The following is a 25,735-nucleotide window of genomic DNA, read 5'->3' on the forward strand; positions in this document are numbered from 1 at the left end:
CTACCCGTTAGTTTAATGAATTGAAGGTCTGGATGACGATTAGATACACGCCTAATCGGCAATAGGAACATGTTCTTGTCCAATACGTTAATCGGTACAAGTTCTTGTCCTCAGCAGCTAGTTTCAGTTCGATTTTAATACCTAACCACGTGTTATTTACCCCTCTTAATTTGTCAGTTGTCCATAACAATGTGAACATTTTCATGTATTATGGTGCTAAAAAAGGTTTTAAGTCCATGAGTGCATTGTTTAGATATACATCTAATCGGTAATCGGACTATGTTCTTGTCCATTTCGGCAATCGGTACAAGTTCTTGTCCTTAGCTTGGGACAAGAACTTGTACCGATAAAATAAAAAAGCCGCTAAAATAGCGACTTCAATGGGAACATGTTCTTGTCCCTCGACATCAAATCGTATTTTTTTCTTTACTGTCCCCAATATTTTAAATCATTCGTTAAATATTTGTTTCTTTTCCAAAGTAGCTCTTGAACAACGCTTATTCAAAATCAGTTCGGAAACTGATCTCCTTGTTCGCTTCCAGCTCTTCATGCAATCGAACCAGCTTTTCGGATGCTCTCCGGTAAGCGTCACTTCCCGGGGGATTCGGTGATTCCGCAAGATTGATTAACACCTCTGCCGCCTTTTCAGGATCGCCAAGTTGTTTGCCTTCAGTCGCTACGAACTGGTTGTGCCCAAAGTGAATCTCGCTATAATCCTCTATTTTATTGGTAGACAAAACAAGTGAATCTGGCTTATTAAAATGTGTTCTAAATCCCCCTGGTGCTACAGCCGTCACTTTGATCCCCAGAGATATCACATCCTGAGCAAGCACCTCGGTCAATCCCATAAGCGAGAACTTCGTGGCCGCATACACACCCCAGCCCATAGAGGGAGCGAAGCCAGCAATTGAAGAAATATTGAAGATATGCCCTGAACGCTCCTTCCGCATATAGGATTGTTAACGGCCACATCTATTTGCCCGAACTGCTCATACGTTTCGCTCACGGATGCCTGAATGGAAACCGCTTGGGTCAAATCAACCGCCAATGGCAGGAATTGTCCTTCTGGCACCTCACCCACAGCTTGCTTTAAATCTTCTATATTACGTGAAGTTGCAGCGACTCTGTATCCGTTCTTAATCAATTTTCTAACCAAGGACAGTCCCAGTCCTTTCGAAGCACCGGTCACAACCTATTATGTTCCTCCCAGGCTAAATTCCGTTAGCATATTACTTCCACATTCTTGCCTATTATTCTCATCCGCTTAACAAATACATTTCAAGAATTTATAATGATTAAAATTGATCACAGTAATGGGAGCGATGCACATGCTAGATGAAGCTCAAAAAACTTACTTCAAACAGTTGGAACTTGCAAAACTCGTTGAGAAGTTCTCTGGTGAAGATGGCGACCATCCTACCCCGATCCCTTCATTGCATCTGGTTCGAGATTCTCACTCCGAGGTTCCGATATGCAGAATTCAGAAACCTTCGCTATGCATTGTAGCTCAAGGCGAGAAGGTTATCATGCTCGCAGATGAGCGCTACCAATACGGAGTATCCGATTACCTGGCGGTGTCCCTGGATGTACCGATAACCGGCCGTGCCACTCAGCCCTCACCTGAAGCCCCCTACTTGGCGATTCGTCTGGATTTAGAGGCCAACCAAATCTTTCAGATCATGAAGGAAACAGAATTACTTCCCAGCAGCACCAATAGATATCACAAAGGACTATTCGTAGGAAAAATGAATAACGCCCTCCTCGATGCAGCCGTTAGACTCGTAGGTCTGTCTTTTAGAGACGCCGAAGGACATTTCGTCACTTGCCCCCCTCGTCATACGTGAAATTATTTATAGACTCCTTAGCGATGATCACGCGGATGTGTTCAAGCAAATTGCCATTGCAGGAAGCAATTATGCCTCTATTGCAGAGGTGGTCGAGCGGATCAAGAGGGATTACAACCAGCTGCTACGCATCGAAGAATTAGCTGAACTGGCGAACATGAGCCCATCCTCGTTATATCGTCATTTTAAAGAACTTACCGCCATGACTCCGGTACAGTATCAGAAGCAAATCCGACTGCAGGAAGCGCGCCGTCGCCTACTCACCGAATCTACTCACGTGGCAGATATCGCGTTCGAGGTAGGCTATGAGAGCCCCTCCCAATTTAGTCGGGAATATACGCGCCTGTTCGGCCTCTCTCCGGTGAGTGATATCAAGCGGTTCATCTAATTAAATCAAGTTTCCAGTTAATTTAACGCTAGAGCCCAACCTAAAACGAATCGGCATTAGGATCAAGTTCTTGTCCTTGTCTTGGGACAAGAACTTGTTAAATTAAAAAAAGCCGCTAAAATAGCGACTTAGTGTTCTACGTTTGTCAGTAAAAAGTATTTTCGTATAACTTCCCCGTATGCGCATCAAGCACTTCGGGCGTCCGCTCGTGCTCGTTACCAATCATTCGATACACTAGTTCGTACGAGGCCTCTTCTGCCCTAGCATTGTGCATCCGTTCCCATTGCAGACGCAGCTTGGCCTGTGCCGTCCATCGGAGGATGGCTGTCTGGGAATCAAATGAAGGTACGGTCTCCAGTTTCTTTAACTGTTCTGCCCTTATGGAGGGGGACATTAAACTTTTGACTCTCCCATTAGAGCGGTCAACAGCTAGTTGATAGCATTCATCCCTGACAGATACGTCTTGAACATATACACCAAAGCGAATGATTTCCAAACGATCTTCGTCATGGGTCTCTTCAGTTAGAAGCTTGAGATACGGCAACATTTCGGCTGCTAATCCTCGGACATAGTCCATAGCTACTTCTATACATGCGTCTCGATCCCAGGTTAATGGAGCTAGTTGATCTGGCTTACCATGCGAAACAAAGTCAATCAGTTGTCCGGTTTGGCTGTCTACTCGCGCCTTGACCGCTCCCTCCATCTGTTCAGCCCAATAGGCCTTCCAAGACCGGTCATTCTTGGCTGGACGTTCTTTATTCTGTTGCTTCCACACCATTAACTTGGTGTTCGAGTCAATCTTGTCGTCTTGTACTAACTGAAATTGGTCGTTGTCTACGCCAATCCACTCTTCTAGGCTTCGCGCGGGCCGAAACTCACCTGGCCACTCGTCCAGAGTTCTTGAGTCAGAGGGGACAGCTTCTGCCCTATAGGCTGTCGAAATTTCCTCCTGTGATGATGCAGTATAGATTAGTCCTCTATTTCGAGGAGCGTAAACAAGATGGACTTGATCATCACCATCCGTGTACACGGCTTTGTCCAATACGCAATATTCCAAATGTAGCAAAAAATTCGCCTTCATACACGCCATCTGTTCGTCTTCTGATGTGATCATGGTTGGGAGTGCCGGTCCTGAAACGGTTCCGTAGTACCTAAATCCGACCACGCGACCGCTGGGGTGAACCATAATCAGGCATCCCGTCTCAGGAAGTGGCAGCCCCATCGCCTTCTGTTGTCGTGTGTACCCAAACATCCCTTCCATCCACTCCATCTCACAATACGGAAAATCACGCAGTGCGCTGGGATAATGATCTTCCAGGAATTGTTCTGCCTGCTGTTTGAGTTTCTCCTCAGATAGCCGTGTCTCGTTGTCCAATGAGGCCCAGGAAATGGAATAGTCTATCAAGTTGCCGTCCTTGGAGAGCGTAGCAGAAACGGCGTCATCACTCCCTGATTTAACCCACAAAAATCCTGCTTCACCTTTTCCTTTTCCCCTCATGGTATTCTCTTGATAGTCATTCACGATCAGATCATAATCCGGTGAAACGGCAAACTGGTGCTCTGCTTGTTGTCTTAACTGCAGGCGTAATGTATCCAGGTCTCGTTCGAGAAAATCTTGAGCCATTTCGTTGCGCAAATGTTCCAGCCCCTTCCGTAATTGTGTTTTTACAGTACCTAATGGCATATCCAGGAGATGGGCGATTTGCTGCTGGGTCAGGTCCTTCTTATACTTTAAGAACAGGAGCTGACGCAGCTTTGGATTCAGACTGGCCAATGCACGCTCCAGATCCAGGGTTTGATCGATATCGTTAACGACTGCATGCTCGTGAACCTGCGGGTCATCGCTCAGGTGAACACGCTTGGATTTCTCCAGATGATTGAGCGCCCGGTTCACCACAATTCTGGTAAGCCAGCTCTCAAACGCTTCGGCTTGCTGCAGCGTGTGCAGTGACTCATAAGCCTTAACCAGGGCATCCTGAACGATATCCTCCGCATCTTTGGACTCCCGTACATAATGGCGAGCCACTCGGTGCAGCTTATCCGTTCGATCCTTTATAAGAGAAACGAAGGCATCGTGATCTCCGTTTTGTGCGGCGTTGATTTGTTGCTGTGCGTCTATCATTGTCCTTCACCTCCTGTTATATAGACAGCTAACTCGGGGATTTGGTTTTTTATCAATGTAAAATTATTCTTTTACTTGGCTTAATTTATTTCCTTTGCTGTCCGTACATTTAGATATACACCTAATCGGGAATCGGACTATGTTCTTGTCAAATGCGGCAATCGGTACAAGTTCTTGTCCTTAGCTTGGGACAAGAACCTGTACCGATAAAATAAAGAAGCCGCTAGAATAGCGACTTCAATGGGAATATGTTGTTGTCCCTCGACAATATTCCTCCTATTGTCTTTAAGTTATATCTTTTAACTGCAACAAAAATCCGTTAATCTATAAATTCGGAAATTAAGGAACCATATTCGTTATTCCAGGTTAGTCTTTCAGCCACTTATCTCCCCATTTGTTCATTGAGACAAATACACCTTCAAAGTCACGACCTTTTTCAGTTAATGAATACTCGACTGTAACGGGTGAGGCTGTTAATACAGTGCGTGTCACAATTCCGTTTGCTTCTAAACTTTTCAGGGCATCAGAGAGAGATTTTGTGCTTATCCCTGTATTTCTTCTTAATTCATTAAAACGTTTAGGCTTTGAGTATAACTCTCCCATGATCACAAATGACCACTTGCTACTAAAGATATCTGTAATTGTTTTTATGGATATAAGACAGATATCATCTGAATTATGGTTCACCTTGTATTACCTCACAAAAATAATATAGTTTTATAAGACTACAATTCACATTTAGTAACAAAATGTTTGTAGGTATAATATTTAAACTAACATTTCATAAAAACCCTGTCAATGTAGAGTTTTAGTCCAAATCTTATAGAACTAGACATGTGTAGATACCTGTAGATTAGAACCGATTTATCGTATATAGGTTTAAAAAAGTAAACCTAGTGTAAAAAAATTGCGTACTTTACTAAACTGAAATGCCCCAATAGAATGATTTTGTACTTAAAACGATATAAAGGGAGTGTACGTCGATGCGTGTAGTAGGAATGAATGATTTTGGAGGACCAGACAAGTTAAAAGTCTTTGATATAAAAGAGGTACATCCTGGTCCCGGAGAAGTACGAATTCGAGTGCATGCTGCGTCTGTTAACCCTGTAGACATTGCTTTTCGATCTGGACAAATGGGAGGCTTCGCTGGAAGAGCACGTCCTTTAATTCCTGGAAAAGAGGCAGCAGGTGTTATCAGTGAGGTGGGAAGTGGAGTCAAATGGCAGGTTGGTGATCGTGTGATGGCAATTGCAGCTCCATTCAGCCCCTATGGCGGTGCCTATGCTGATGAGGTTGTGGTTCCTGCTGAGCATGTATCCCGCATACCTGAGGGTTTAGATTTTGCAGCGGCAAGCACATTACCAATGAATGGTGTTACTGCTCATACGACATTGGACCAACTTAATCTTGCACCAGGACAGACTTTGGCAGTGACCGGTGCGGCTGGAATCGTGGGTGGGTATATAATCCAACTTGCCAAAAAACGGGGGTTACGTGTTATCGCTGATGCTTCCGCTGAAGACGAACAGCTTGTTTATGACCTTGGAGCCGATGAGGTTGTTCGTCGCGGCGAAGAGATTGGTCATAATATTCGAAAAATGGTTCCTGATGGTGTAGACGGTCTCGCGGACTCCGCTGCACAGATGGGAGTGGTTGTTCCAGCCGTCCGGGATCATGGACGGATTGCGTTTCTAAGACCTTGGCCCGGACAACTGGATCGAGGGATTTTTGGAGAATATGTGTCCTTAACCAGTTACTATTCGTTACGTTATATTGCTGAAGAAGTTGAAAAGGGGATTTTGACTCCCCGAGTGGCAGACATCATTCCAGCAGAGCAAGCTTACAACGCACACCGTCGCTTTGAAGCCGGCGGCATTCGGGGTCGTCTCGTGCTTGATTTCAGTAAGTAATCGATAATCCTGTCCTTTCGATTTTATTAAAGCAGCTTAAAAGTAATTAAGAAATGGATGCGTTAATAACAACCGTTTTATAGGCGAAGATGATAACGATATTAAGTGAATACATTCAAATTAATTCAAGTGTCCAATTGGGTTCGGCAATGGTGCAGTGTTCTTGTCCCGCGACATCCCACGTAAAGACGGTCCCAATCCATCTATTGGTTAAATGGATTGGTACCGTTTTTCGTAATCGTAGTCTTTCAGTTACTCATTTTTTGTTGTGTTTACGACAAAATATTATCATTTATAATTATTCTAAACGTATGTTTAATTTGTTTTTAATTACAAAATGAACTTCTGAAAGGATAATAAGAAATGAAATGAAAAATGAGTAAAAGGAAATACTTAGCCTTCCTCTACTGCTGTCTGAGCAATATCTTCCCTTAACTGAGGAAAATGAATGGGGTATTGCTCCCCCAGAAAATAGACTAAATACTGTTGACCCTTCTTTAGTAAGATCCACTTCCTTCTCATACCTTTCCATTAGCTCTCTCTGATCACAGTTCGGGAAGGCACACTGTACCCAATTAGGGTGCCTTCGATGTCCTTCCTTTCTCTCTTTGGGAAGTCGGATAAACGAACTCTAATCTATGAACCAGCTTGTTGGGACACTCGTTCATTGTAAAGAACGTGCAAGTGCTGCAACAGAGCCCCGGAAATCGGATCTGCCGCCAGCCGTCCACAAAAGCGCTGTCACGAATGTATGGCGATTCGGATCGTACAACGGATCTCCTAAGATGTTCTTGTAGGTTCTTGCGTGAAACAGAAATAGCGTCTCTTCGCCGTCCTCTGACACCGTAAAGGAATTATGACCAGGACTATACATTGATATACTCTCATCTGTCGAGAGAACCGCTGCTTGCGACTTGCTCCATGAGGTGGCATCGAGGGCGAAGCTTTCCCATTTGGTACGAACCTTATCCTTTAACAGCGCCTGCAGTCATACCGTCTATGAAATATTTCTGAAAAGCAATGAATAGTATGAAAATTGGAATGATGGAAAAGAATGACCCCACGATCAATAGGTCATAGTTATTGCCATAAGGAGTTAACAACGTTTTCAAACCGATTGGAAGTGTATATTTACTCTGATCTCCGAGCACCATGAATGGCCACAATAGATTATTCCAGCTATTCATACCATTCAAAATGGCCATTGCTGCAAAGGATGGCTTCATAATCGGCATAATTAGTCTGAAATAAATCGCATACTCGTTTGCACCATCAACTCGCCCAGATTGAATAATCTCTTTGGGTATGCTACGTAGATATTGCCTGAAGAAAAATATGGTCGCGGCATTGGCTATACCAGGCAGAATGATTGCCGAATAACTATTCACCATTCCCAAATCATTAATTAGGCTGTACAAAGGAACCAGCAGTATTTCGAAAGGCACCATCATAATGAGCAAAACACATATAAAGAGGAAGTTCTTACCTTTAAAATGATATGCTGCAAAACCATATGCAACAAATGCGCTTACAAAAAGTGTTAATACCACTTGAACGATGGTTAAAATCGTACTGTTCCAAAACCACACAAAATAATCATGTTCTCCAGTAAACAGAAAGATGAAATTATCAAAACTCATGATTTCAAAATCCAAGCTTAGGTTAAGACCATACCTAATTAATGATTCACCTGGTTTAAAGGAAGATAGGGTCACTGCATAGAATGGAATCATAATGATAACGAATAGTATAATGAATAAACAAATCATTACTATTCTGGAAATAAAATTATTCGTCGTCTGACTTTTGCCCACTCTAATCCTCCTCCTTTTTGAACAATCCACTAAATTTCAACTGCGTTAGATTGATAACCATAGCAATGACCAACAGAATGATACCAACTGCAGCTGCGTAACCCAGCTTATTCTGCTCAATCCCTTGTCTATACAGGTATCCAACAATGGTTAAACCAATATTTTGGGGTGATTTGTTACCGTTGAACATCATCAGACTTTCGGTAAACATGGCTAAACCTGCATACACACTAATTGTGGTAACATATACCGTGGTCGGCTTCAATAATGGCATTGTGATCGTTCTAAACTTCTGCCAAGCAGATGCACCGTCAATTGAAGCAGCCTCATAGTATTCATTGTCAATGCTTTTCAAACCCGATAGATAGTAAAGCATATTAACGCCCGTCCATCTCCAACATGCGAGGATTAAAAGTGCCGCCATACTCCAATTTCCGTCTTTCAAAAATTTAATAGGCTCTACACCAAATAAACCTAGGAAACTGTTCATTAATGAACCTTCCATCTCACCGAATGTAAGGCGGAAAATAGTACCCGCAACTGCGACAGATGTCAAAGCAGGGAGAAAGAATGAAGATTTAAAAAACTCTCTTCCCATCATTAGCTTACTATTGATCATAACGGCGAATAACATGGGAAAAGGAATCAACAGCACTAAAGTTCCTAACATGTACACAACGCTATTTCTAATAGATGTCAAAAACACTTTATCCGTAAGTAATTTCGAATAATTTGCTTCACCAATCCATTTAGGATCCTGTCCCAACATTCTATCTTGAAAGCTCATTGCGAATGAATTTATAAGCGGAAAAAACCAGAATATCAAAAATATAAGTATAAATGGCAATACAAAAACATATGGTGCAACTTTTTGAGAGTATACAAATTTCTTTATCATATTCTCAATCTCCCTTGACTATGGTTAAACCTGCCGACCACTATACCTGCCGACAGGTTTAGTCAGATCATTTACTTCATATATTTATTTCAATTCTTGTTCAATTGCTGCTTGTGCTTCATCCAACGCTTCCTTCACGTCTTGGCCGTCTTCAAAGATCGCATTCAAAGTAACCGTATTGAATATATTGCCGATGGTTGGTGAAGCTTTAACGGACTTTATCGCTCTAATTTCGTCCTTGATTTCATTTAAAGTATCAAATGCATTTGTTTTAAAGTATTGGACGTATTCATTTTCAGGGTTTTTCGTAACTGCATCATCTTTCCATACTTCCATGTTGATTGGGTCAAATCCAAGTGTATTCCAGATTTCCGTAGTAGCTTCTTTTGAAAGCTTGGCAAAGGCTACAAATTCTTTTGCCAACGGAACGTCTTTACCATTCTTGGTAACAACTGTGCCAGTACCGCCTAAGCCAACGGAACGAGGGTTACCTTCTTCGAATACAGGCAATGGAGCTATTGCATACTTCCCTTTAAGATCTTTCATTTCGTTTACAAAGCGGGACATGTACCACTCAGGCATTAATGCACTTGCGTAGTTGCCTTTGTTATATTCGCCTTTTGCTTCTTCTGTGTCGGGTTGGCCGCCAGGGATCGTATGAATAACATTGTTCTTCTGCAGATCGACTAACATTTCAAACGCTTTAATCATTTCAGGCGAGTTCACTTTTGGATTACCATTTTCATCTGTAAAATCAGCATTTTGCTGAGCTAGTAGCAGCGATGCTTGGAACGAAGCTGATGTATCAGCAGTACCTAAGTACTTGCCAGTCTTTTCGTAAACCTGGATACCCGCTTGTTTGTAATCTTCCCACGTTTTGATTGTCTTGTAGTCAACACCTGCTTGTTCGAGAATTTCAGTGTTGTAGAAAGCAAGCGTAGCACCTACGTGATAATCAAAGCCATAGACCTGATCGGCTTTGGAGTAAATTTCGACACGTGAAGGAACAACAGCGTCTTTGTATGGTGCAAATACATCATTCAAAGATTCCAAGGGAACGTTGTCACCTTCCAAGAATTTAGGGAATTTACCAAGCTCGATATCCGCGATATCAGGAGCACCTTTTCCGCTTGTAACTGCCAATAAGAGCTTGTTGTGCATATCATCGTAAGGCATAACCGTTACATTCAACTTAATCTGTCTGTCTGGGTTCTGCTCGTTCCATAACCCCAGCATTTTATCCAAATGCTTGCCGTGCAAATCTACGAATGTCCAAAATGATAATTCTGTTGCATTCTCACCGGCATTAGCCCCTAATTGCTTTGTTTCCGTTTTTGAACCAGAAGGATTACCACATGCAGTAAAGACAAGTGACATAATAAGAAGTGTAACGATGGAGATTAAAGCACTGCGTTTTTTCATTTGTTCGTCATCCTCTCTTTTTTGTTATGCATTTGAAAAGTCGGCTGACTAGTTAGTTCTGTTAATTTAAGCGGTAAGCGCTTTACGTGCCGTATTAATATATATATGAAATAAGCTTTATATAACCAATTGATTATAAAATCATAAAGTTTATGGGGAGATGCTACTCTTTGAAAAAGCTGGCGCTCTAACCTAAATGAAACAATGTTCTTGTCCACTGACAAATCATGACTGACCAAGAACTTGTTCGTACTGATAAAATAAAAAAAAGCCGCTAAAAATAGCGACTTTAATGTGATCATGTTCTTGTCCCTCGACATGATATGAGTGATGTTTTACAGCCCACCTATTCGAACCTTTTAATCTGTCTTTACTCCACTTCGCTGACTTTCATAATAATTCGCAATCTCCACAATTAAAGCACCCATTCGTTCTATCTCCGGCACGATAATCCGGCTTATTCCTTTATCTCGAAGCGCTTCAGCCGTGACTTTGCCGATAGCGGCAGCCAGTACATCCTGTTCAAAGACGGATTTCACCTCTTCTTCACGTCCATGTTCTCTTGCATAATCAAACAAATATCCGACTTGTACTCTTGTCGTGAAACAAACGGCATCCACTTCTCGCTGAATCAGTTCATTCATAATCGACGCAAGCGTTTCCTGATCAGGAGCATGATAACGATAAGGCAGTACGGGCTGAACATCCATGCTGCCTTTGCTTTGGATAAACTGATATAATTGCGACGATAACTCGCCATGAAGCTGAATCCACACCTTTTGATCTTTAAAATCAAAAACCTCAAGCTTTTCGATCATACTGGCAATCGTTCCATCGTCATCACAAACGACCGGATGAATACCAGATTTCTTTAAAATGGCGTTTGTTTTGTAACCGCGGCAGGCGATTTTGGTTTCTTTCAATCTATTTTCAAATTCAGATACAGCGTTAAGCCTCTCCGCAGCTTGAATCATGGCTTCAAAACCAATACCTGTCGTGAAAATAAACCAGTCCGCCCCCTGCTCGATAAATCGCTCTACATCCAATTCCACTTCAATCGAATTAGAATCCGTTAATCCCTGCAGTGACCGGACAAGGGAGATTCCACCTCTTCGTTCAATAATCTCAGCCATTTCTTCCGTCTTTTGCGAGCCGGCAATGACAATTTTTTTGTTCTGAAGGTCTTTACTCACGGGAAATCTCTCCTCCATTCTTCAGTAATCCAACTCGTACCTCTTTTACGTGAACCTGAACCGGATAAGTCCGAACCTGTCCCGTATCAGGATCAAGCACCTGACCATCCGTCAACGAAATCCTCCAGTCACAGATTGGGTCGAACAGGACGTCCCCGGATATAATTCCTTCTGCAATCGTGCCTCCGCGCGGACCAGGGCTTTTATTCTCAAGAGCATAGATACGTCCGTCCGTTGTCTTAAATATCGCAATCTCTTCATTACCTAAGCGCACTACTCGTCCCAGTCTCTCTGTGAAATCATCTACATTGCCAACAAGATAATACGTGTATTCATTTTTATTCAGTTTCGGTTCCATCATGCAGCCCCTTCCTGTTTCTAGTCCTGTTTCGTAGAGATACTAATCTCTTCGAACATCCTTTCCCTTAAATTCGAATTATTCAGGATTTCACTCCATGGTTCCTTCACCTGCGCCAGAGCGACCTCCATTCGCTCAGCCAAAACCCGGCGGTTATCCAGATCATTGACTACGGCTTCCGTGACGGATTCCAATCCCATCCTTTCAATCCATTCCGAGGTCCGCTCCAGATATTTGCCTGTCTCCCGGTAGTGCTGCATGAACGCGGCGACAATCTCCAGAAGTTCTTCATCTGTTCGCACCTTACACAGCAGTTCAGCAAGTCGGGCTTTAATTCCGCCATTACCGCCAACGTAAATTTCCCAAGCTCCCTCATTACCGACGATCCCAATATCCTTGGTTGTTGACTCCGCGCAGTTACGCGGACAGCCGTTAACGGCAAGCTTGAACTTGGCCGGCATATCTAACCGCTCGAACTTCTTCTCAAGCATTATTCCCATCCCCATCGAATCTTTCGTACCAAAACGGCAGAACTGTGATCCCACGCATGTCTTGACCGTGCGAAGCGCCTTCGCATACGCATAACCGGACGGCATGCCAAGGTCCTTCCAGATCTTTGGTAGGTCCTCTTTTTTGACCCCAAGCAGGTCCAGCCGCTGACCACCGGTTACTTTAACCAGCTTGACGTTGTATTTCACCGCAATATCAGCAATAAGTCTGAGATCGTCCGGTGTGGTTACCCCGCCGTACATCCGCGGCACAACGCCAAATGTTCCATCCTTTTGAATGTTCGCATGCATCCGTTCATTCACAAAACGTGAATCCTTCTCGTCCACATGCTCAGTTGGCCAGATCATACCCAGATAGTAGTTCAGCGCAGGACGACATTTAGAGCAGCCTTCCGGGTTATCCCATTCCAGCGCATATCTTACTTCTTTAGATGTGATCAGCCCCTTTTCTTTAATCGCCGTCACGACTTCATCTCTGCTCAGTGTGGTACAGGAACAGATTGCTTCCTGTTTAGCCGCCGCTGAATCATACTTGTCCCCGAGCACATATTGAAGAATTTGCTCTACAACCGGTCGGCAACCTCCACAAGAACGCGATGCACTTGTGGCCACCTTGATCTCTTCTACCGTGGTTAATCCTTTTTCGTTAATGGCATCCACAATGTGTTTTTTCGTCACACCATTACAACCGCATACGATTTCCTCATCGGCCAGCTCTGCGGCTGTATTCCCGGTTTCGACCGAGGCTTGTCCCATAATCGCATTATGAATGGCTTCTGTCATTACAGTGCCTGTTCGAATCCACTGCTGCAGTCTGGAAGATTCCTTTCCGTCACCAATCAGAACACCGCCGACGATCCGTCCGCCGCGCAGGAGCACTTTTTTGTAAATACGTAACCACTCATCATGCATCCGCACTATAGACAGTCCTTCTGCATCCATAAACTCACCAGCGGAGAACACGTCTACACCAGATATTTTTAGTTGAGTAGATACCACAGATCCTTCATATGGCTTCGTATCCACTCCGCACAGATGCTTCGCAAGGACAGCTCCTTGTTCAAACAGTGGAGCTACCAGCCCATATGTAATGCCCCGGTGCTCGTTACACTCCCCTACTGCATAAACATCCGGTGCTGAAGTACACATATAATCATCCACAAGAATCCCGCTATTAACCACAATGCCGCTTTTCTTGGCTAATGCAGTGTTTGGTCGAATTCCCACCGCCATGACTACGAATTCTGCATCCAGTGTCGTTCCGTCGGTAAAACGAATACCGCTGACCCGATCATCTCCGAGAAACTCCTCAGTCTGTTTGCCGGTAGCAAATTTCAATCCTTGGCTTTCCAGCTCTGCCTGAAGCATCAGTGAGGCGGTATGATCGAGCTGACGTTCCATTATCTCCTCAAACAGATGGACCACTGTCACATCCATCCCCAGTTTGAGTAGCCCCTTGGCAGCCTCCAATCCGAGCAGGCCCCCACCAATAACAGCAGCCTTCTTGTACTGATCTGCTGCATGCAGCATGTTTTGGCAATCTGCGATATCTCTGAAACCTACAATACCCTCTTTATCTGCTCCTGGTACCGGAAGCATAAACGGATTGGAACCGGTTGCAACAATGAGCTTGTCATATGGAACCTCCATACCATTGTCTGCCTTCACGATTTTTTGTTCCGTATCAATATGTGTTACAGTCGTTCCGGTATATAGCTCTATTCCATTGTCTAAATACCAGTTCCTGTCATTCAAAATAATGTCTTCTACTGCTTTACTCTTCTCTAGCACATACGATAACTGAATGCGATTGTAGTTGGGATAAGGTTCACTCCCAAATACGGTAATCCTGTAGGTGCTGGGCGCCAGTTTTAAGATCTGTTCCACCGTGTTGATCCCAGCCATCCCGTTACCAATCAAGACTAAATGCCGGCGTTCTTGTACTTTCACCATGCAGAAACCTCCTACCTATATATTCCTATCCATGACAAAGAAGACTTGTAACCTACTAAACGACACACTTACAATTGAACCATTTTTGGCAGTATTTATAGTATTTATATCAAAGAAGGGTTATGTAGGGCAACTCTTATTTTAATTTTTAACAAAATAATTACCTAACCGTTAGTTTAATGCATTAACGACTAAATAATGATTAGATATACATCTAATCGGCAATCGGTACAAGTTCTTGTCCTATCATTGAGATTTTCTGAGGTGTATGAATCGTTTCTTTGTCTGATGCGGAAATTTCCATATAGATCCATTCGAATTGTCTTCCTTCAAACTTTCTCATCAAAATATGTTTTGGTTATATTTTTTTCTCGTATGCAGGTGCATTCACGTACTGGCTTGCGGGTAGAGCATAACATACCAAACATGTGTAACGTATAGAAATTTAATATGCTTTGCATTGTATTCCTGGCTGTTTGGTAAGAGGCTTTTCAATATGTAAAAGAAGCTTAACGTCTAAATATTGCTCCATGAGATAGACAACTTTCCTCATAATGGGCCCTGTAATTTTCTGAAATATAGTTAGTTGTCTACGCCCTCAGTGATTACTGCACATAGTATGTGGAGAAATATCACGGAGGTGAGTTCATTGATCAATCATCACGGGAAACGGATTTGTAGACGTAAATTCAAAAAACATGTACCTTGCGGTGTGAAGGTTAAGGTAGTAAAGGTTAAACCTAAGGTTACAGTTAATGCACCACAAGGCGTACCAGGGATTCCTGGTCCAATAGGGCCGATAGGTCCCAAAGGGGCCACTGGTGCTCAAGGGATACCGGGTCCAGTCGGATTGCAAGGAATTCCTGGTATACAAGGACCCGTGGGTCCGGCTGGTGCGGTCGGAGCAGTTGGCCCAGCAGGCCCGGTTGGCCCAGCAGGAGCAACAGGAGCAACAGGAGCAACAGGTCCTGCCGGGCCAACGGGGGCTGGAATCTCCGATTTCCTGAGTGTTTTCCGAGCTGATCCCGGCACAGGTACGGACACCGTTCCAGGAAACTCGCCAATTACGTTGACTGGTGTTTTGGCTAACGTGGGGGGTGCCTTTACCTTCGTGCCGCCATCTTCAACGATAACCATCAATGAAACAGGAAGTTACTTTATCTCTTTCTCCATTCATAATCAGGGCGATGCCGATTTCAACCTTACAGTGAATGGGACGCCCATCACACCTGTGCCTTTCACAGGTAATGGCGGAGGCCCCATATCTGCTGAAGTTATTATTACGGTCACAACAGTTCCGACAACGATTCAACTGGTCAATGCGAATGCAACTCCTGTACAGTTGCATAACAATCTGAACACCACGGTGACTATTCTGAAACTGACTCCTTAATGTCGATCCACGATATAGTCTATGTCAGCATAAAAATTAAAGTATATGCTTTTTGTCCAGTCCATAAGTCTATTTATTGAAAAGATAGTATGGATGGCTAGGATTCAGGAGCGGCGGGATGCTGTTGTTAAAGACATGACCGCTGCTCTTTTCCTTTTCGTAGCCGAGACCTAAGTGAGGAGAATGGATTCTAGATCGGGAGGATTGTTATTGAAGGGTCAGCCTTCGGATAACAGTGATTAGGCTCGAACAAATCTTGTTGTAAGATAACATAGAACATAGTATATGGTGCAGAGTTCGGAATGTTACGGTACATGTGGCTGGAGAGCGGATGCCTCATTGATTTTATAATCGCCGGGAATGGATGAACCATCGCGACATTAAACCTTTAATGCCCGCAACTTACGCTGTTGATAATCAAGCATGGCTTCGTATATATCACTTTTTTTTAAAAAGGTTTGCTTTGCTAATCATGGTACTCATATATTTTCCGAGCATATCAAAATTCTAGTCAGTCTGCTCAAGTGCTGAGAATTATGTTAAGTATCCCGAACTTTGTGTCTATGACCCAAGCTACATATATAAAACTGGACCTCTTAACACATCTAATTCATGTTGCATCTTTAATAGCTATCTGCCCTTTTTTTGTTAAGAATACAGAGTGACAAGAAAACACTGATTCTCTCTGCCTACTTAGCATGGATATTAGTTCTTATGAGAAAGCTGTATGATTCAATAAAGATTGACTATGAGGTGAACAATGAACAGAACATTAGATCAATTGCGATATATCGAAAAATACGAAAGTTGGGAAGGGTCATTGGAGGTTAAAACCAAAACTTGAGAATAGTCACTACGATGAGCCTGGATTGATTAGAAACAGGTGGATCAGCGGCCTTTTTGATTAACTAGCAATATTAATCATAGAATTTTTACACACTCAATAAGGGCTTTTTCAATGCCTGTTCTCTGAGTAACCCTAAGTATTCGGACGAGTTCTGACGATTGCCTTTTTTCATATCCCACCCGTTCGTTCAACATAAAAGACAGCCGATCCATTGATCGACAAATATTTTGCATAAGATGGGAGATCATAAAAGTGGAAGGAAGCGTTATCAGCTAAAAGTAAAGAAATCAAAAATAAGGAGGGATTTTGTTGAACAAACAAAGAGCGATTGAAATTTCGGAATCGACCATTATGAAAAATGTAACTTATCAGGATGCACCGGTTTTTATCCAGCATGTTAATGAGGATGAGACGGCTCGAATCTATCCGATCGGAAATTCGGAGCAGGAAATGACAGTACCTTTGTCCAGTTTAACTGAGCATCCCTAGTTTGTAAGCTCGCTTCTTACAGTCCTGTTTCAAAGGGGTAACAAATCAAACGCCGTATCTTGACATGAGATACGGCGTTTGATTTTTAGTGGGGAAGATTACCGGAATTTTGTGGCTGAACCGGTGCAGGAGCGTAACCATTTTGCATTTGCTGCATGTCTTGTTGGGTAAGCTGCGGCACTTGGTAAAAGCCATTTTTATTTTGATAAATCGAGATCTCATAAGCCATCTCAATACAGTTTGGTAAGGAATCTGCAAGTACGCGGCGTACAACCGGGTTTGTTGTTTCCAATGCTGCTGTTGTTTTCATTACAGCCCCTGATTTTACTGAGTTTAACATACTAAGGGATATGGATTGATCACATATCTCAGCTGCAGATTGAATTGGCTTTGTCGGTTGACTTGGTTTCATCCCATAAGTAAAATCATTATCTTGTTTCATTTTATAGCTCTGGGTCCGTTTTGAAGGATCTTGTCCGGTTTTGAAACTTTCCAATGTAATGTTATATTCATCAGCCATAAATTGCTTCTGACGCTGTAAGATATCCCGAAGTTCTGGATCTTGTACGTGCTCACTCAGCATGGTGTACGTGTTCATTGTATTGATACTTCCTGCCAATACTTCATGGACATCAAACATCTCATGCCCACCATGGTTCAGTTGGGGTGGAACAATGCCTGTCTCAATGTTTAGATGGTTTTGCTGCTGCATTTCGTATGTCCTCCTATGTGTTGTTTTCTGCAAATAATATTCCTTACATTCGCAGTCAGTGTTTATTATTAATATCATGGACTCAATATATTCAGAATAATTTTTATAGATCACCTGTACCAAATTCTTTCATCCAACTCTTGTTTAGAATGGTCGCAATCTTCGTAGTTTATCAGCTAGATCTCAAAAAAGTTATTCTCTTTCTCATCTACACGCAGCTTTACGTGTTGTTCACAAAGATTAACTAAGACCAACACCTGTTCATAAGCCAATGTACGCGTATACGCAAATATACTAGGATGATTAGCTTATAAATGTGTCTACTGTTCTCGTTCTCTATCAAACTCATTAATTAATCCTAATAAGTAACTCCTTTTTTAACTGATATTTTTTCCCAGTATCCGTATCACCTTTATTCATGCCCTGGCAGACTTTACTCTTGGTATCAAAAATTCTTTCTCTATTTTTTCAAAGCCTGGCTGAGAATAATATTCCATAGCAGTCAGTGCAGAGAGTTTTCAGGCAATCGGTACAAGTCCTTGTCCCTCTTAAATCTGAACTAGTTGTTATATTTCAAAATCATTATTTAGTGGCTGAACGTTATTATAAACAAAAAAAAGGCACCTCTGTGGAGAGGTACCTTTGGCTAATTTATCCGCAAGACATGTTTCTGGCTGAGCAAAGGATAAACATTAAATAATGCTACAGATTTCAAACACCATAAATAGATTTAGTTGTCATTGTATACAGTCTCTCTTTTTCGCAGTACCACTACGATATCTGTCTGAGGTACAAATAAATTATAATTCGTTACATGCACTTGTCTCGTTTCGGTTACGGATTCAATCTTTAATTCAGGAGGAAGACAGCGCTCTATGTGAGTAATTAATGTTTCTTTGGTAAATCTCCAAATTACACCATCAATCGAAGAGTTCGCCATATAACCCTCGTCCGTTACAGAACCTGAAAGAGACTTGAGAACAACCGGGTCCGCAATAATGATAGATCCACCGTCACGTAACAGTCTGCAGCTCTCTATGAAGGCTTTTTTGTGATAGCGAATGTGATGAAAGCTTCGTGCAAATAAAATCATATCGCAGCTATGATCAGGTAAAGAAGTCGGCTTATCAATGAAAGCATGGATATAAGAATCAAACCTTCCCCACTTCTTTCCAAGTTTTAGAGCATTTAAATTCGGATCCATGTTGAGAAAACGAACATCCTTCTGCTTGCGAAGATACTTGTTCAATAAACCTGTACCACAGCCCACCTGAAGAACATCGCCCTTTAAAGGGGGTAAAACTTTGTAGACATTACGAGGAATAGGAAAATTTTGAACGTACATGGCCAATTCGTAGAAAATCGGATAACGCTCTTGCAATCGAACCAATTTACTGGTGTAGAAAGGCTTCCGCTTTTTGTGACGTTTAAAGTCCCATTTGTTCAAATAGTAGACAGGGGTTAACAGCAAGAACAGAATAATAAAGGCACTTTGGACGCTATAAATTCCAAGTTTACCAAAACGATCATTGGAATTATGAGGCATCATTTGTTTAGAAGTATTCAAAATGATCACTCCCCTCTCACAACGCTATAAATGGTGTAGAACCTATTCTAACACAATAAATGAATCCAATATATGGTTGAATGAGACAAAAAATACATACATACTGTCCGTAAGCAATGCTTCCTAGCAAATGACTTACGAAGCGGAGGGAATCTGATCATGCACAATTCAATTCCATTTGAAGCTGACAAAAGAAGTGCTGTTTACGATGATGCACCACTATGATTTTGTTGAAATCGCTTATGTATATGAAGGAGAAGGGCTTTATCAGGTTGGGGACAATGTATTTTGGTTTCCAAAGGCGATTTGTTTGTCATTCCCCCTGGTGTATCACATGACTACTACACTTAGATATTTATCTAATTGGAAATTGGAACATGTTCTTTTCCCTCATCTAAGCATCGAAAAAGCCGCCCACAGGCGACCTTTTAAGCAAGAATACGATTTTCAATTTAAGTATGATCATCAAGACGTTGGATCATAGAGGTCTGCATCATGTTCTTCGATCCAATCAATTTGCCTGTATCCATAGCCAGCCATCGTTTGCTGCACATCCAGCACCTCTAATTCCGGTGCCTGCCAAGCCGTTTTTTTCGTTTCCATCGGTCGTCCCCTCCTTTCTCAGTCTTAGATGAATCAGAGAATCAGAGATTAAAAAGAAAATCTTGCTGTATATATACAAATAGATCATCATAGTTAATCTTTCAGCCACTTATCTCCCCATTTGTTCATTGAGACAAATACACCTTCAAAGTCACGACCTTTTTCAGTTAATGAGTACTCGACTGTAACGGGTGAGGCTGTTAATACAGTCCGTGTCACAATTCCGTTTGCTTCTAAACTTTTCAGGGCATCAGTGAGAGATTTTGTGCTTATCTCTGTACTCCTTCTTAATTCATTAAAACGTTTAGGTTTTGAGTTTAACTCTCCCATGATCACAAATGACCACTTGCTGCTAAAGATATCTGTAATTGTTTTTATAGATATAAGACAGATATCATCTGAATTATGGTTCATCTTGTTTACCTCACAAAGATAGTATAGTTTTATAAGTTTACAATCCACATTTAGTAACAAAATGTTTGTAGGTATAATATTTAAACTAACATTCTATTAAAAGCTTGTCAATGTAGAGTTTTAGTTCGAAATTTTATAGAAATAGACATGTGTAGATACCCGTAAATTAGAACCAATTGATCGTATATAGGTTTAAAAAAGTACACCTAGTTTAAAAAAATTGCGTACTTTACTAAACTGAAATACCCCAATAGAATGATTCTGTACTTAAAACGATATAAAGGGAGTGAAAGTCGATGCGTGTAGTGGGAATGAATGATTTTGGAGGACCTGACAAGTTAAAAGTCTTTGATATAAAAGAGGTACATCCTGGTCCCGGAGAAGTACGAATTCGAGTGTATGCTGCGTCTGTTAACCCTGTAGACATTGCTTTTCGATCTGGACAAATGGGAGGATTCGCTGGAAGAGTACGTCCTTTAATTCCTGGAAAAGAGGCAGCAGGTGTTATCAGTGAAGTGGGAAGTGGAGTCAAATGGCAGGTTGGTGATCGTGTGATGGCAATCGCAGCTCCATTCAGCCCCTATGGCGGTGCCTATGCTGATGAGGTTGTGGTTCCTGCTGAGCATGTATCCCGCATGCCTGAAGGTTTAGATTTTGCAGCGGCAAGCACATTACCAATGAATGGTGTTACAGCTCATACGACAATGGATCAACTTAATCTTGCACCAGGACAGACTTTGGCAGTGACCGGTGCGGCTGGAATCGTGGGTGGGTATATCATTCAACTTGCCAAAAAACGGGGTTTACGTGTTATCGCTGATGCTACCGCTGAAGACGAACAACTTGTTCGTGACCTTGGAGCCGATGAGGTTGTTCGTCGCGGCGAAGAGATCGGTCATAATATTCGAAAAATTGTTCCTGGTGGTGTAGACGGTCTCGCAGACTCCGCTGCTCAGATGGGAGCGGTCGTTCCAGCCGTCCGGGATAATGGACGGATTGCGTTTCTAAGACCTTGGCCAGGGCAACCGGGTCGAGGAATTGTTGGAGAATATGTGTCTTTAACCAGTTACTATTCGTTACGTTATATTAGTGAAGAAGTTGAAAAGGGAATTTTGACTCCCCGAGTGGCAGACATCTTTCCAGCAGAGCAAGCTTACAATGCACACCGTCGCTTTGAAGCCAAGGGCGTTCGGGGTCGTCTCGTGCTTGATTTCAGTAAGTAGTCGATAGTGGCGCAGGAAAGCCCGCAGCGATATAAATGTTACAATGATCTTTTCCATTTTGGCAATGGTGCAGTGTTCTTGTACCGCGACATCCCACGTAAAGACTGTCCCAATCCATCTATTGGTTACATGGATTGGGACAGTCTTTCGTAATCGTAGTCCTTCAGTTTCTCTTTTTTTGTTGTATTTACAACAAAAATATTATCATTTATAATCATTTAAAAGAACGTTTAATTTGTTTATGATTACAAAATGAATTTCTGAAAGGAATATAAGAAATGAAATCAAAAAAAATTGACTCCATTGAGGAGCTCAACATCGCTTTTCAAATAAGAGAAGAAGTGTTTGTGAAAGAACAAAATGTACCACTTGAAGATGAGTTTGATGATTATGATAATTTAGGTGGACAGTGTGAGCACATCCTGGTCTGTTTTAATGAACTACCCGCCGGAACAGGCAGAATTATTTTTCGAGACGGCGTAGGTAAATTAGATCGAATATGTATCTTAAAACCTTATCGCCAATATGGTCTAGGTAAATTAATCGTTACATCACTGGAGGAAATTGCAGAAAATAAAGGAATATTCAAAGTTAAATTACACGGACAGACACATGCAGAGGGATTTTATCACAAGCTAGGATACCAGACTACCTCCAATATATTTATGGAAGATGGAATTCCGCATTATCTAATGGTAAAAAATTTATTATCGAAATGATGCCGTTATCACGTGTAAATCAATATTTAATTTATGCAATAGGTATCTTTATTCTAACTCTTGGCATTACGTTGACCATACAATCAGAGCTTGGAAGCTCTCCATTCGACGCTCTTCTGGTCGGATTGTCCCTAAACGTAGGTCTAACTGTTGGCAGCTGGGAGATTATCATTGCTCTAGTTATGATATTTTTTAATTCGTTGCTACAAAAACAGAACCCTGAATATTTGGGCTTAGTAACTGCCCTTATAACAGGTATTTGTATTGATTTCTGGCTGTTATTGTTACGGGCTTGGGTGGCACCTGATCTATTGTTTTTCAAATTTTTGTGTTTCGGCTGCGGTTTGGTTGTTGCAGGATTAGGAACGGCCATGTATCTACAGACCAATTTTGCACCGATTCCGATCGATCGGTTAACACTCTCACTACAAAAAATAACTCGAACGAATATATTTTTTGCGAGAACTCTGATTAACGTTGTGCTCCTGTTCATGGCATTCATTTTTAATGGGCCCATAGGTATAGGAACTGCACTGGCTGTCTGCTTCAGTGGGGCCATTTTAAATGTTTTTATGCCATGTATTGCTAAGATGATAGAAAAATGGAGTTCAACAGAACCAGGAAGTAATGCTTAGTTATAAATTAAATAACAAAGAAAGCAGCCGATCACACGGGTCAGCTGCTTTCTTGTTTTAAGAAGTGATATTTTCCGTTAGGTTGGAGGAACAAACAGTAGACTGAGCGTTAATAACTTTTCAATGGATTTTCTGCTCGGGTCAATCACCCCCATGATCAGTCCATGGCGTTCAGCTATTCGTTTAGATATGTGGTGACCCGGTTTTGGATCAGCTTGGCTACTTCTTCTGCCGTTTTCTGTCCGCCAAAGAATGCGAGAGACTCTTCTCCGGCAATACTTAACACTTTAACGTCCAGATCTACATATTGATCGGCGGATTGAACAACTTGTTCAAACACGGTGAACTGTTCATCCGGTACTTTTGCTATCTCCGCATTCGAAAGCTTGTATTCGCCATTTTTTACTTTTTCCTGGAGCTCCTCGATCTTCTTTTCATTCACGGATTTTAGCATCGAGAATCCTTGTCGATCTTGCAGCATCTGCACTTCTTCCGACAATAAGAAGCTAATGAACTTCCAGGCTTCATCTTTTACGGGTGATTTGGCATGAATTGCGAATTGTGTCATGATAGAAACTCGTGAGCCTTTGCGATTTACGTTTTCTCCTGCTTGTGGTGATTGCAACAGCTTGGGTTGATCAAATAGCATGTAGGGCCCTTCAATCAAATCCATTGGCGAAGTAATCGACGTTGAACTAAATATTTGGTTGCCCCGCTTTGCCTCTTCCGATGTCATAATCTTATCCTGGTACATTTGTTTAACTTGCTCCAACATATTCACAAATTCAGGAGAATCAAATGTTGCTTTTTGGGCTGAGGGATTGACGAATGCCGCATAGTTCTCAAAAAGCATCTCTTGAAAAAGGAACTCCGGCGGGTAGGATGCTAATGCATAAATCTTATCCTGGCCGCTTTTCTTTTGAATAATATCCTTTGAAACCTTCTCGAATTCCTTCCAGTTCCAGGTCTTATCATCAAATTTAGCATCGGCTTTATTCAGCATCGCCTCATCTCCTACAAATACTCGTAACATGTACCCCAAAGGAAGGGTATACAATCCATCATTCATCTTCAAACCGTTCAAGATATTCATTTGCACATTGTTTTTATCCAATGTCTGATCTTGCTTGAGCAAATCGTTCATGTTGAGAAGAAAACCTTTGCTCACATATTCTTTAAGTGGCAGGTTGTCAATTTCAATGATATCCATGCTTTTTCCCGATAACATGGCTGTATTCATTGAATTCCGGTATTTTTCGAATTCGCCTTGGCCCCATTGCTCGCCCGTTTTATAAGCATTGATCTGCAAATCGATATCCGGGTATTTCTCTTCGAATTTTTTCTCCACCGTTTGATAAAATGGACTTGACTCTGTCAAGGACAGCGTAAGTACTGTTCTGCCATCTTTGGATTTCACTTTATCCGCTGTAGTGCTTTCCTCTGAACCGCATGCGGTTAAACTCGTAATGATTGTCCCCATAGCAAGGATCAAAAGCCACTTTTTCATTCTAAATTCCTCCTGATTTCTTTTTATAATTACGTCTCCCTATTCCAAGCGAATACGGTCGCCATCCTGCATCGGCTCGCTGCTGTTCAAAATAATTTTGTCCTCTGCATAGATGCTGTCGGTCTGGATCATCGTTTCTTTGTCATTCTTCTCGCTGGACTTAATGTCAACTTTACGGACAACAAATACATTACCAAGTGCACCAGGTCTCTGGTCCACTACAAAAACATAAGTGCCTTGCCGGTCCTGATGAATAGCTCCATTGGAAACAAGCAGACCTTGATCAAGAGAACTTTTCTCGATTCTGATCCGAGCCTGCTCACCTCCTTTCAGTTTGGGATCAAGGAGCTTAATGCGGAGAATCTTTTGAGGCATGGTTATCATCCCCGCTCCTTCATTAGATTCCGATTCCGATGCCCCCTCTATAAGTGGCTTCTCATTATTGATTTCTTCAATGAGGCCATCCATGCTTCTGGCTTGCTGCTCTTGATCTGTATCTACCTCTACCTTGATCCGTTCTCCGATGGATATGCCTAAGGTAGATAGACGCTTTGCATCCGCTCTAACCTCGAATCTGTACCCTTGGCTGCTTTTCGAGACAATGATATCCGGCTCGCCTGCGGAACCCAGTCCTTCTACCGCGTTCAACTTCGTTATAATACCTTCGAACGGAGCGGTCAGCACCTGATTTTTGGACACATGCGCTCTCATTTCGTTGATCTTGCGCTCCTGTGCGGCAATATCCAGTTTGCCTTTTTCAATATCACGTTGTGCACTGCGCCGCTTGAGTTCATCTTCTTCAAAAGACGCCAGGATAAACTGGTCCTGATAACTCTGCTGCTCGATCTTCTGCTTTTCCAGATTCGTTACTTCAACTTCAATATCTTGTTTTGCCGGTTTACTGTCATAAGTGATAAGCTTCTGTCCTTTCTTGACACGATCCCCTTCTTTCACATGAATCTGCTGAGTTTTCCAGTTGGTCGAGCCGGATAACTTCGCTTCAGCGATCGGCTGAAGGACTCCACTACCTTCGACAACTAACGGGATACCTCCCTTTTTCGGCTGCTCCGTGGTCACTTTCGGTAAGGTCAGGGATTGCAGCGTGTTGCTGAACAATGTGAAAAACAACAACAATCCCATAAAACCGATGAACACGACTACAATGATTCGCTTTCGTCTCTGCTCGGCAGTCCTTGAACCTAACTCCATGTCCTT

Annotated in this window: 26 protein-coding genes; 8 read left to right on the forward strand and 18 right to left on the reverse strand. The window is 42.2% G+C overall.

Going from position 1 to position 25,735, the window contains the following annotated elements; all coding sequences use genetic code 11:
- Positions 1-497: 497 nt before the first annotated feature.
- Together ACUTVW_RS07550 and ACUTVW_RS07555 are read right to left on the reverse strand one after the other, a co-directional pair.
- Positions 498-950: an SDR family NAD(P)-dependent oxidoreductase gene (locus ACUTVW_RS07550; protein ID WP_445645201.1), complete on the reverse strand. Its 453-nt coding sequence runs from the start codon at positions 948-950 to the stop codon at positions 498-500.
- The gene (locus ACUTVW_RS07555; protein ID WP_445645202.1) at positions 839-1,189 is read right to left on the reverse strand and encodes an SDR family NAD(P)-dependent oxidoreductase; all 351 of its coding nucleotides are present in this window, start codon (positions 1,187-1,189) and stop codon (positions 839-841) included. The genes ACUTVW_RS07550 and ACUTVW_RS07555 overlap by 112 nt, the downstream gene beginning before the upstream one ends.
- Positions 1,190-1,328: 139 nt before the next feature.
- Between ACUTVW_RS07555 and ACUTVW_RS07560 the strand changes: the two genes are divergently transcribed.
- Both ACUTVW_RS07560 and ACUTVW_RS07565 read left to right on the forward strand, forming a co-directional pair.
- Positions 1,329-1,844, forward strand: coding sequence for an AraC family transcriptional regulator (locus tag ACUTVW_RS07560; protein WP_445645203.1), 516 nt, complete (start codon positions 1,329-1,331; stop codon positions 1,842-1,844).
- Positions 1,813-2,232, forward strand: coding sequence for a helix-turn-helix domain-containing protein (locus ACUTVW_RS07565; RefSeq protein WP_445645483.1), 420 nt, complete (start codon positions 1,813-1,815; stop codon positions 2,230-2,232). The genes ACUTVW_RS07560 and ACUTVW_RS07565 overlap by 32 nt, the downstream gene beginning before the upstream one ends.
- Positions 2,233-2,377: 145 nt before the next feature.
- Here the strand turns inward: ACUTVW_RS07565 and ACUTVW_RS07570 are convergent, their stop codons facing one another.
- Positions 2,378-4,354, reverse strand: a complete 1,977-nt coding sequence (locus tag ACUTVW_RS07570) for a sigma-70 family RNA polymerase sigma factor (protein ID WP_445645204.1) — start codon at positions 4,352-4,354, stop codon at positions 2,378-2,380.
- A 366-nt stretch (positions 4,355-4,720) separates the two neighbouring features.
- Positions 4,721-5,041: a winged helix-turn-helix transcriptional regulator gene (locus ACUTVW_RS07575; RefSeq protein WP_445645205.1), complete on the reverse strand. Its 321-nt coding sequence runs from the start codon at positions 5,039-5,041 to the stop codon at positions 4,721-4,723.
- Between the two features lie 296 nt (positions 5,042-5,337).
- Between ACUTVW_RS07575 and ACUTVW_RS07580 the strand changes: the two genes are divergently transcribed.
- Positions 5,338-6,264, forward strand: a complete 927-nt coding sequence (locus tag ACUTVW_RS07580; RefSeq protein WP_445645206.1) for an NADP-dependent oxidoreductase — start codon at positions 5,338-5,340, stop codon at positions 6,262-6,264.
- Between the two features lie 664 nt (positions 6,265-6,928).
- On the opposite strand, the gene ACUTVW_RS07585 is transcribed toward ACUTVW_RS07580, so the two are convergent.
- From ACUTVW_RS07585 to nirB, 7 genes are all read right to left on the reverse strand, one after another.
- Positions 6,929-7,252, reverse strand: coding sequence for a family 43 glycosylhydrolase (locus ACUTVW_RS07585; protein ID WP_445645484.1), 324 nt, complete (start codon positions 7,250-7,252; stop codon positions 6,929-6,931).
- Positions 7,230-8,033 (reverse strand): carbohydrate ABC transporter permease, encoded by an 804-nt coding sequence (locus ACUTVW_RS07590; RefSeq protein WP_445645485.1) that lies wholly within the window; start codon positions 8,031-8,033, stop codon positions 7,230-7,232. The genes ACUTVW_RS07585 and ACUTVW_RS07590 overlap by 23 nt, the downstream gene beginning before the upstream one ends.
- Before the next feature lie 46 nt (positions 8,034-8,079).
- Complete coding sequence (locus ACUTVW_RS07595) at positions 8,080-8,976, reverse strand: carbohydrate ABC transporter permease (protein WP_445645207.1); 897 nt, start codon at positions 8,974-8,976, stop codon at positions 8,080-8,082.
- 84 nt (positions 8,977-9,060) lie between these two features.
- Complete coding sequence (locus ACUTVW_RS07600; RefSeq protein WP_445645208.1) at positions 9,061-10,398, reverse strand: ABC transporter substrate-binding protein; 1,338 nt, start codon at positions 10,396-10,398, stop codon at positions 9,061-9,063.
- A 359-nt stretch (positions 10,399-10,757) separates the two neighbouring features.
- Complete coding sequence (locus ACUTVW_RS07605; RefSeq protein WP_445645209.1) at positions 10,758-11,591, reverse strand: uroporphyrinogen-III synthase; 834 nt, start codon at positions 11,589-11,591, stop codon at positions 10,758-10,760.
- Complete coding sequence (locus ACUTVW_RS07610; RefSeq protein ID WP_445645486.1) at positions 11,584-11,949, reverse strand: nitrite reductase (NAD(P)H) small subunit; 366 nt, start codon at positions 11,947-11,949, stop codon at positions 11,584-11,586. The genes ACUTVW_RS07605 and ACUTVW_RS07610 overlap by 8 nt, the downstream gene beginning before the upstream one ends.
- A 20-nt stretch (positions 11,950-11,969) precedes the next feature.
- The gene (nirB, locus tag ACUTVW_RS07615) at positions 11,970-14,411 is read right to left on the reverse strand and encodes a nitrite reductase large subunit NirB (protein ID WP_445645210.1); all 2,442 of its coding nucleotides are present in this window, start codon (positions 14,409-14,411) and stop codon (positions 11,970-11,972) included.
- Between the two features lie 640 nt (positions 14,412-15,051).
- Between nirB and ACUTVW_RS07620 the strand changes: the two genes are divergently transcribed.
- Both ACUTVW_RS07620 and ACUTVW_RS07625 read left to right on the forward strand, forming a co-directional pair.
- Positions 15,052-15,804, forward strand: a complete 753-nt coding sequence (locus ACUTVW_RS07620; protein WP_445645211.1) for a collagen-like protein — start codon at positions 15,052-15,054, stop codon at positions 15,802-15,804.
- 1,156 nt (positions 15,805-16,960) lie between these two features.
- On the forward strand, positions 16,961-17,140 hold the full coding sequence (locus tag ACUTVW_RS07625) for an H-type small acid-soluble spore protein (RefSeq protein ID WP_445645212.1): 180 nt from the start codon (positions 16,961-16,963) through the stop codon (positions 17,138-17,140).
- A gap of 85 nt (positions 17,141-17,225) precedes the next feature.
- Here the strand turns inward: ACUTVW_RS07625 and ACUTVW_RS07630 are convergent, their stop codons facing one another.
- The 5 genes from ACUTVW_RS07630 to ACUTVW_RS07650 form a co-directional block, all read right to left on the reverse strand.
- On the reverse strand, positions 17,226-17,852 hold the full coding sequence (locus ACUTVW_RS07630; protein ID WP_445645213.1) for a spore coat protein: 627 nt from the start codon (positions 17,850-17,852) through the stop codon (positions 17,226-17,228).
- A gap of 176 nt (positions 17,853-18,028) precedes the next feature.
- Positions 18,029-18,145, reverse strand: a complete 117-nt coding sequence (locus ACUTVW_RS07635; RefSeq protein ID WP_373323179.1) for a hypothetical protein — start codon at positions 18,143-18,145, stop codon at positions 18,029-18,031.
- Between the two features lie 437 nt (positions 18,146-18,582).
- Entirely contained in the window at positions 18,583-19,419 is an 837-nt protein-coding gene (locus tag ACUTVW_RS07640; RefSeq protein ID WP_445645214.1) for a class I SAM-dependent methyltransferase, read from the reverse strand.
- Between the two features lie 465 nt (positions 19,420-19,884).
- Complete coding sequence (locus ACUTVW_RS07645; protein ID WP_445645215.1) at positions 19,885-20,022, reverse strand: paeninodin family lasso peptide; 138 nt, start codon at positions 20,020-20,022, stop codon at positions 19,885-19,887.
- Positions 20,023-20,115: 93 nt separating this feature from the next.
- The gene (locus tag ACUTVW_RS07650; protein WP_445645216.1) at positions 20,116-20,436 is read right to left on the reverse strand and encodes a winged helix-turn-helix transcriptional regulator; all 321 of its coding nucleotides are present in this window, start codon (positions 20,434-20,436) and stop codon (positions 20,116-20,118) included.
- A 296-nt stretch (positions 20,437-20,732) separates the two neighbouring features.
- Between ACUTVW_RS07650 and ACUTVW_RS07655 the strand changes: the two genes are divergently transcribed.
- The 3 genes from ACUTVW_RS07655 to ACUTVW_RS07665 all read left to right on the forward strand — a co-directional run bounded on the left by ACUTVW_RS07655 (position 20,733) and on the right by ACUTVW_RS07665 (position 23,013).
- Complete coding sequence (locus tag ACUTVW_RS07655; RefSeq protein WP_445645217.1) at positions 20,733-21,659, forward strand: NADP-dependent oxidoreductase; 927 nt, start codon at positions 20,733-20,735, stop codon at positions 21,657-21,659.
- A gap of 278 nt (positions 21,660-21,937) precedes the next feature.
- The gene (locus tag ACUTVW_RS07660) at positions 21,938-22,378 is read left to right on the forward strand and encodes a GNAT family N-acetyltransferase (RefSeq protein WP_445645218.1); all 441 of its coding nucleotides are present in this window, start codon (positions 21,938-21,940) and stop codon (positions 22,376-22,378) included.
- Positions 22,375-23,013 (forward strand): YczE/YyaS/YitT family protein, encoded by a 639-nt coding sequence (locus ACUTVW_RS07665; RefSeq protein WP_445645219.1) that lies wholly within the window; start codon positions 22,375-22,377, stop codon positions 23,011-23,013. Before ACUTVW_RS07660 ends, ACUTVW_RS07665 begins: the two co-directional genes overlap by 4 nt.
- Positions 23,014-23,188: 175 nt before the next feature.
- Here ACUTVW_RS07665 and ACUTVW_RS07670 read toward each other — a convergent pair whose 3' ends face one another.
- Positions 23,189-24,520 carry an extracellular solute-binding protein gene (locus ACUTVW_RS07670; RefSeq protein WP_445645220.1) on the reverse strand — a complete coding sequence of 444 codons (1,332 nt, stop codon included), beginning with the start codon at positions 24,518-24,520 and terminating at the stop codon, positions 23,189-23,191.
- A gap of 39 nt (positions 24,521-24,559) precedes the next feature.
- Positions 24,560-25,729: an efflux RND transporter periplasmic adaptor subunit gene (locus tag ACUTVW_RS07675; RefSeq protein ID WP_445645221.1), complete on the reverse strand. Its 1,170-nt coding sequence runs from the start codon at positions 25,727-25,729 to the stop codon at positions 24,560-24,562.
- Between the last annotated feature and the right edge of the window lie 6 nt (positions 25,730-25,735).

The sequence above is a fragment of the Paenibacillus sp. TSA_86.1 genome (assembly GCF_052691815.1).

Bases quoted from the DNA above. Each gene is read 5' to 3' on its own strand.
- ACUTVW_RS07550 (WP_445645201.1), bottom strand. From the start codon at position 950: ATGCGGAAGGAGCGTTCAGGGCATATCTTCAATATTTCTTCAATTGCT.
- ACUTVW_RS07560 (WP_445645203.1), top strand. From the start codon at position 1,329: ATGCTAGATGAAGCTCAAAAAACTTACTTCAAACAGTTGGAACTTGCA.
- ACUTVW_RS07570 (WP_445645204.1), bottom strand. From the start codon at position 4,354: ATGATAGACGCACAGCAACAAATCAACGCCGCACAAAACGGAGATCAC.
- ACUTVW_RS07580 (WP_445645206.1), top strand. From the start codon at position 5,338: ATGCGTGTAGTAGGAATGAATGATTTTGGAGGACCAGACAAGTTAAAA.
- ACUTVW_RS07590 (WP_445645485.1), bottom strand. From the start codon at position 8,033: ATGATTTGTTTATTCATTATACTATTCGTTATCATTATGATTCCATTC.
- ACUTVW_RS07595 (WP_445645207.1), bottom strand. From the start codon at position 8,976: ATGATAAAGAAATTTGTATACTCTCAAAAAGTTGCACCATATGTTTTT.
- ACUTVW_RS07600 (WP_445645208.1), bottom strand. From the start codon at position 10,398: ATGAAAAAACGCAGTGCTTTAATCTCCATCGTTACACTTCTTATTATG.
- ACUTVW_RS07610 (WP_445645486.1), bottom strand. From the start codon at position 11,949: ATGGAACCGAAACTGAATAAAAATGAATACACGTATTATCTTGTTGGC.
- nirB (WP_445645210.1), bottom strand. From the start codon at position 14,411: ATGGTGAAAGTACAAGAACGCCGGCATTTAGTCTTGATTGGTAACGGG.
- ACUTVW_RS07630 (WP_445645213.1), bottom strand. From the start codon at position 17,852: ATGCAGCAGCAAAACCATCTAAACATTGAGACAGGCATTGTTCCACCC.
- ACUTVW_RS07645 (WP_445645215.1), bottom strand. From the start codon at position 20,022: ATGGAAACGAAAAAAACGGCTTGGCAGGCACCGGAATTAGAGGTGCTG.
- ACUTVW_RS07650 (WP_445645216.1), bottom strand. From the start codon at position 20,436: ATGAACCATAATTCAGATGATATCTGTCTTATATCTATAAAAACAATT.
- ACUTVW_RS07655 (WP_445645217.1), top strand. From the start codon at position 20,733: ATGCGTGTAGTGGGAATGAATGATTTTGGAGGACCTGACAAGTTAAAA.
- ACUTVW_RS07660 (WP_445645218.1), top strand. From the start codon at position 21,938: ATGAAATCAAAAAAAATTGACTCCATTGAGGAGCTCAACATCGCTTTT.
- ACUTVW_RS07665 (WP_445645219.1), top strand. From the start codon at position 22,375: ATGATGCCGTTATCACGTGTAAATCAATATTTAATTTATGCAATAGGT.
- ACUTVW_RS07670 (WP_445645220.1), bottom strand. From the start codon at position 24,520: ATGAAAAAGTGGCTTTTGATCCTTGCTATGGGGACAATCATTACGAGT.
- ACUTVW_RS07675 (WP_445645221.1), bottom strand. From the start codon at position 25,729: ATGGAGTTAGGTTCAAGGACTGCCGAGCAGAGACGAAAGCGAATCATT.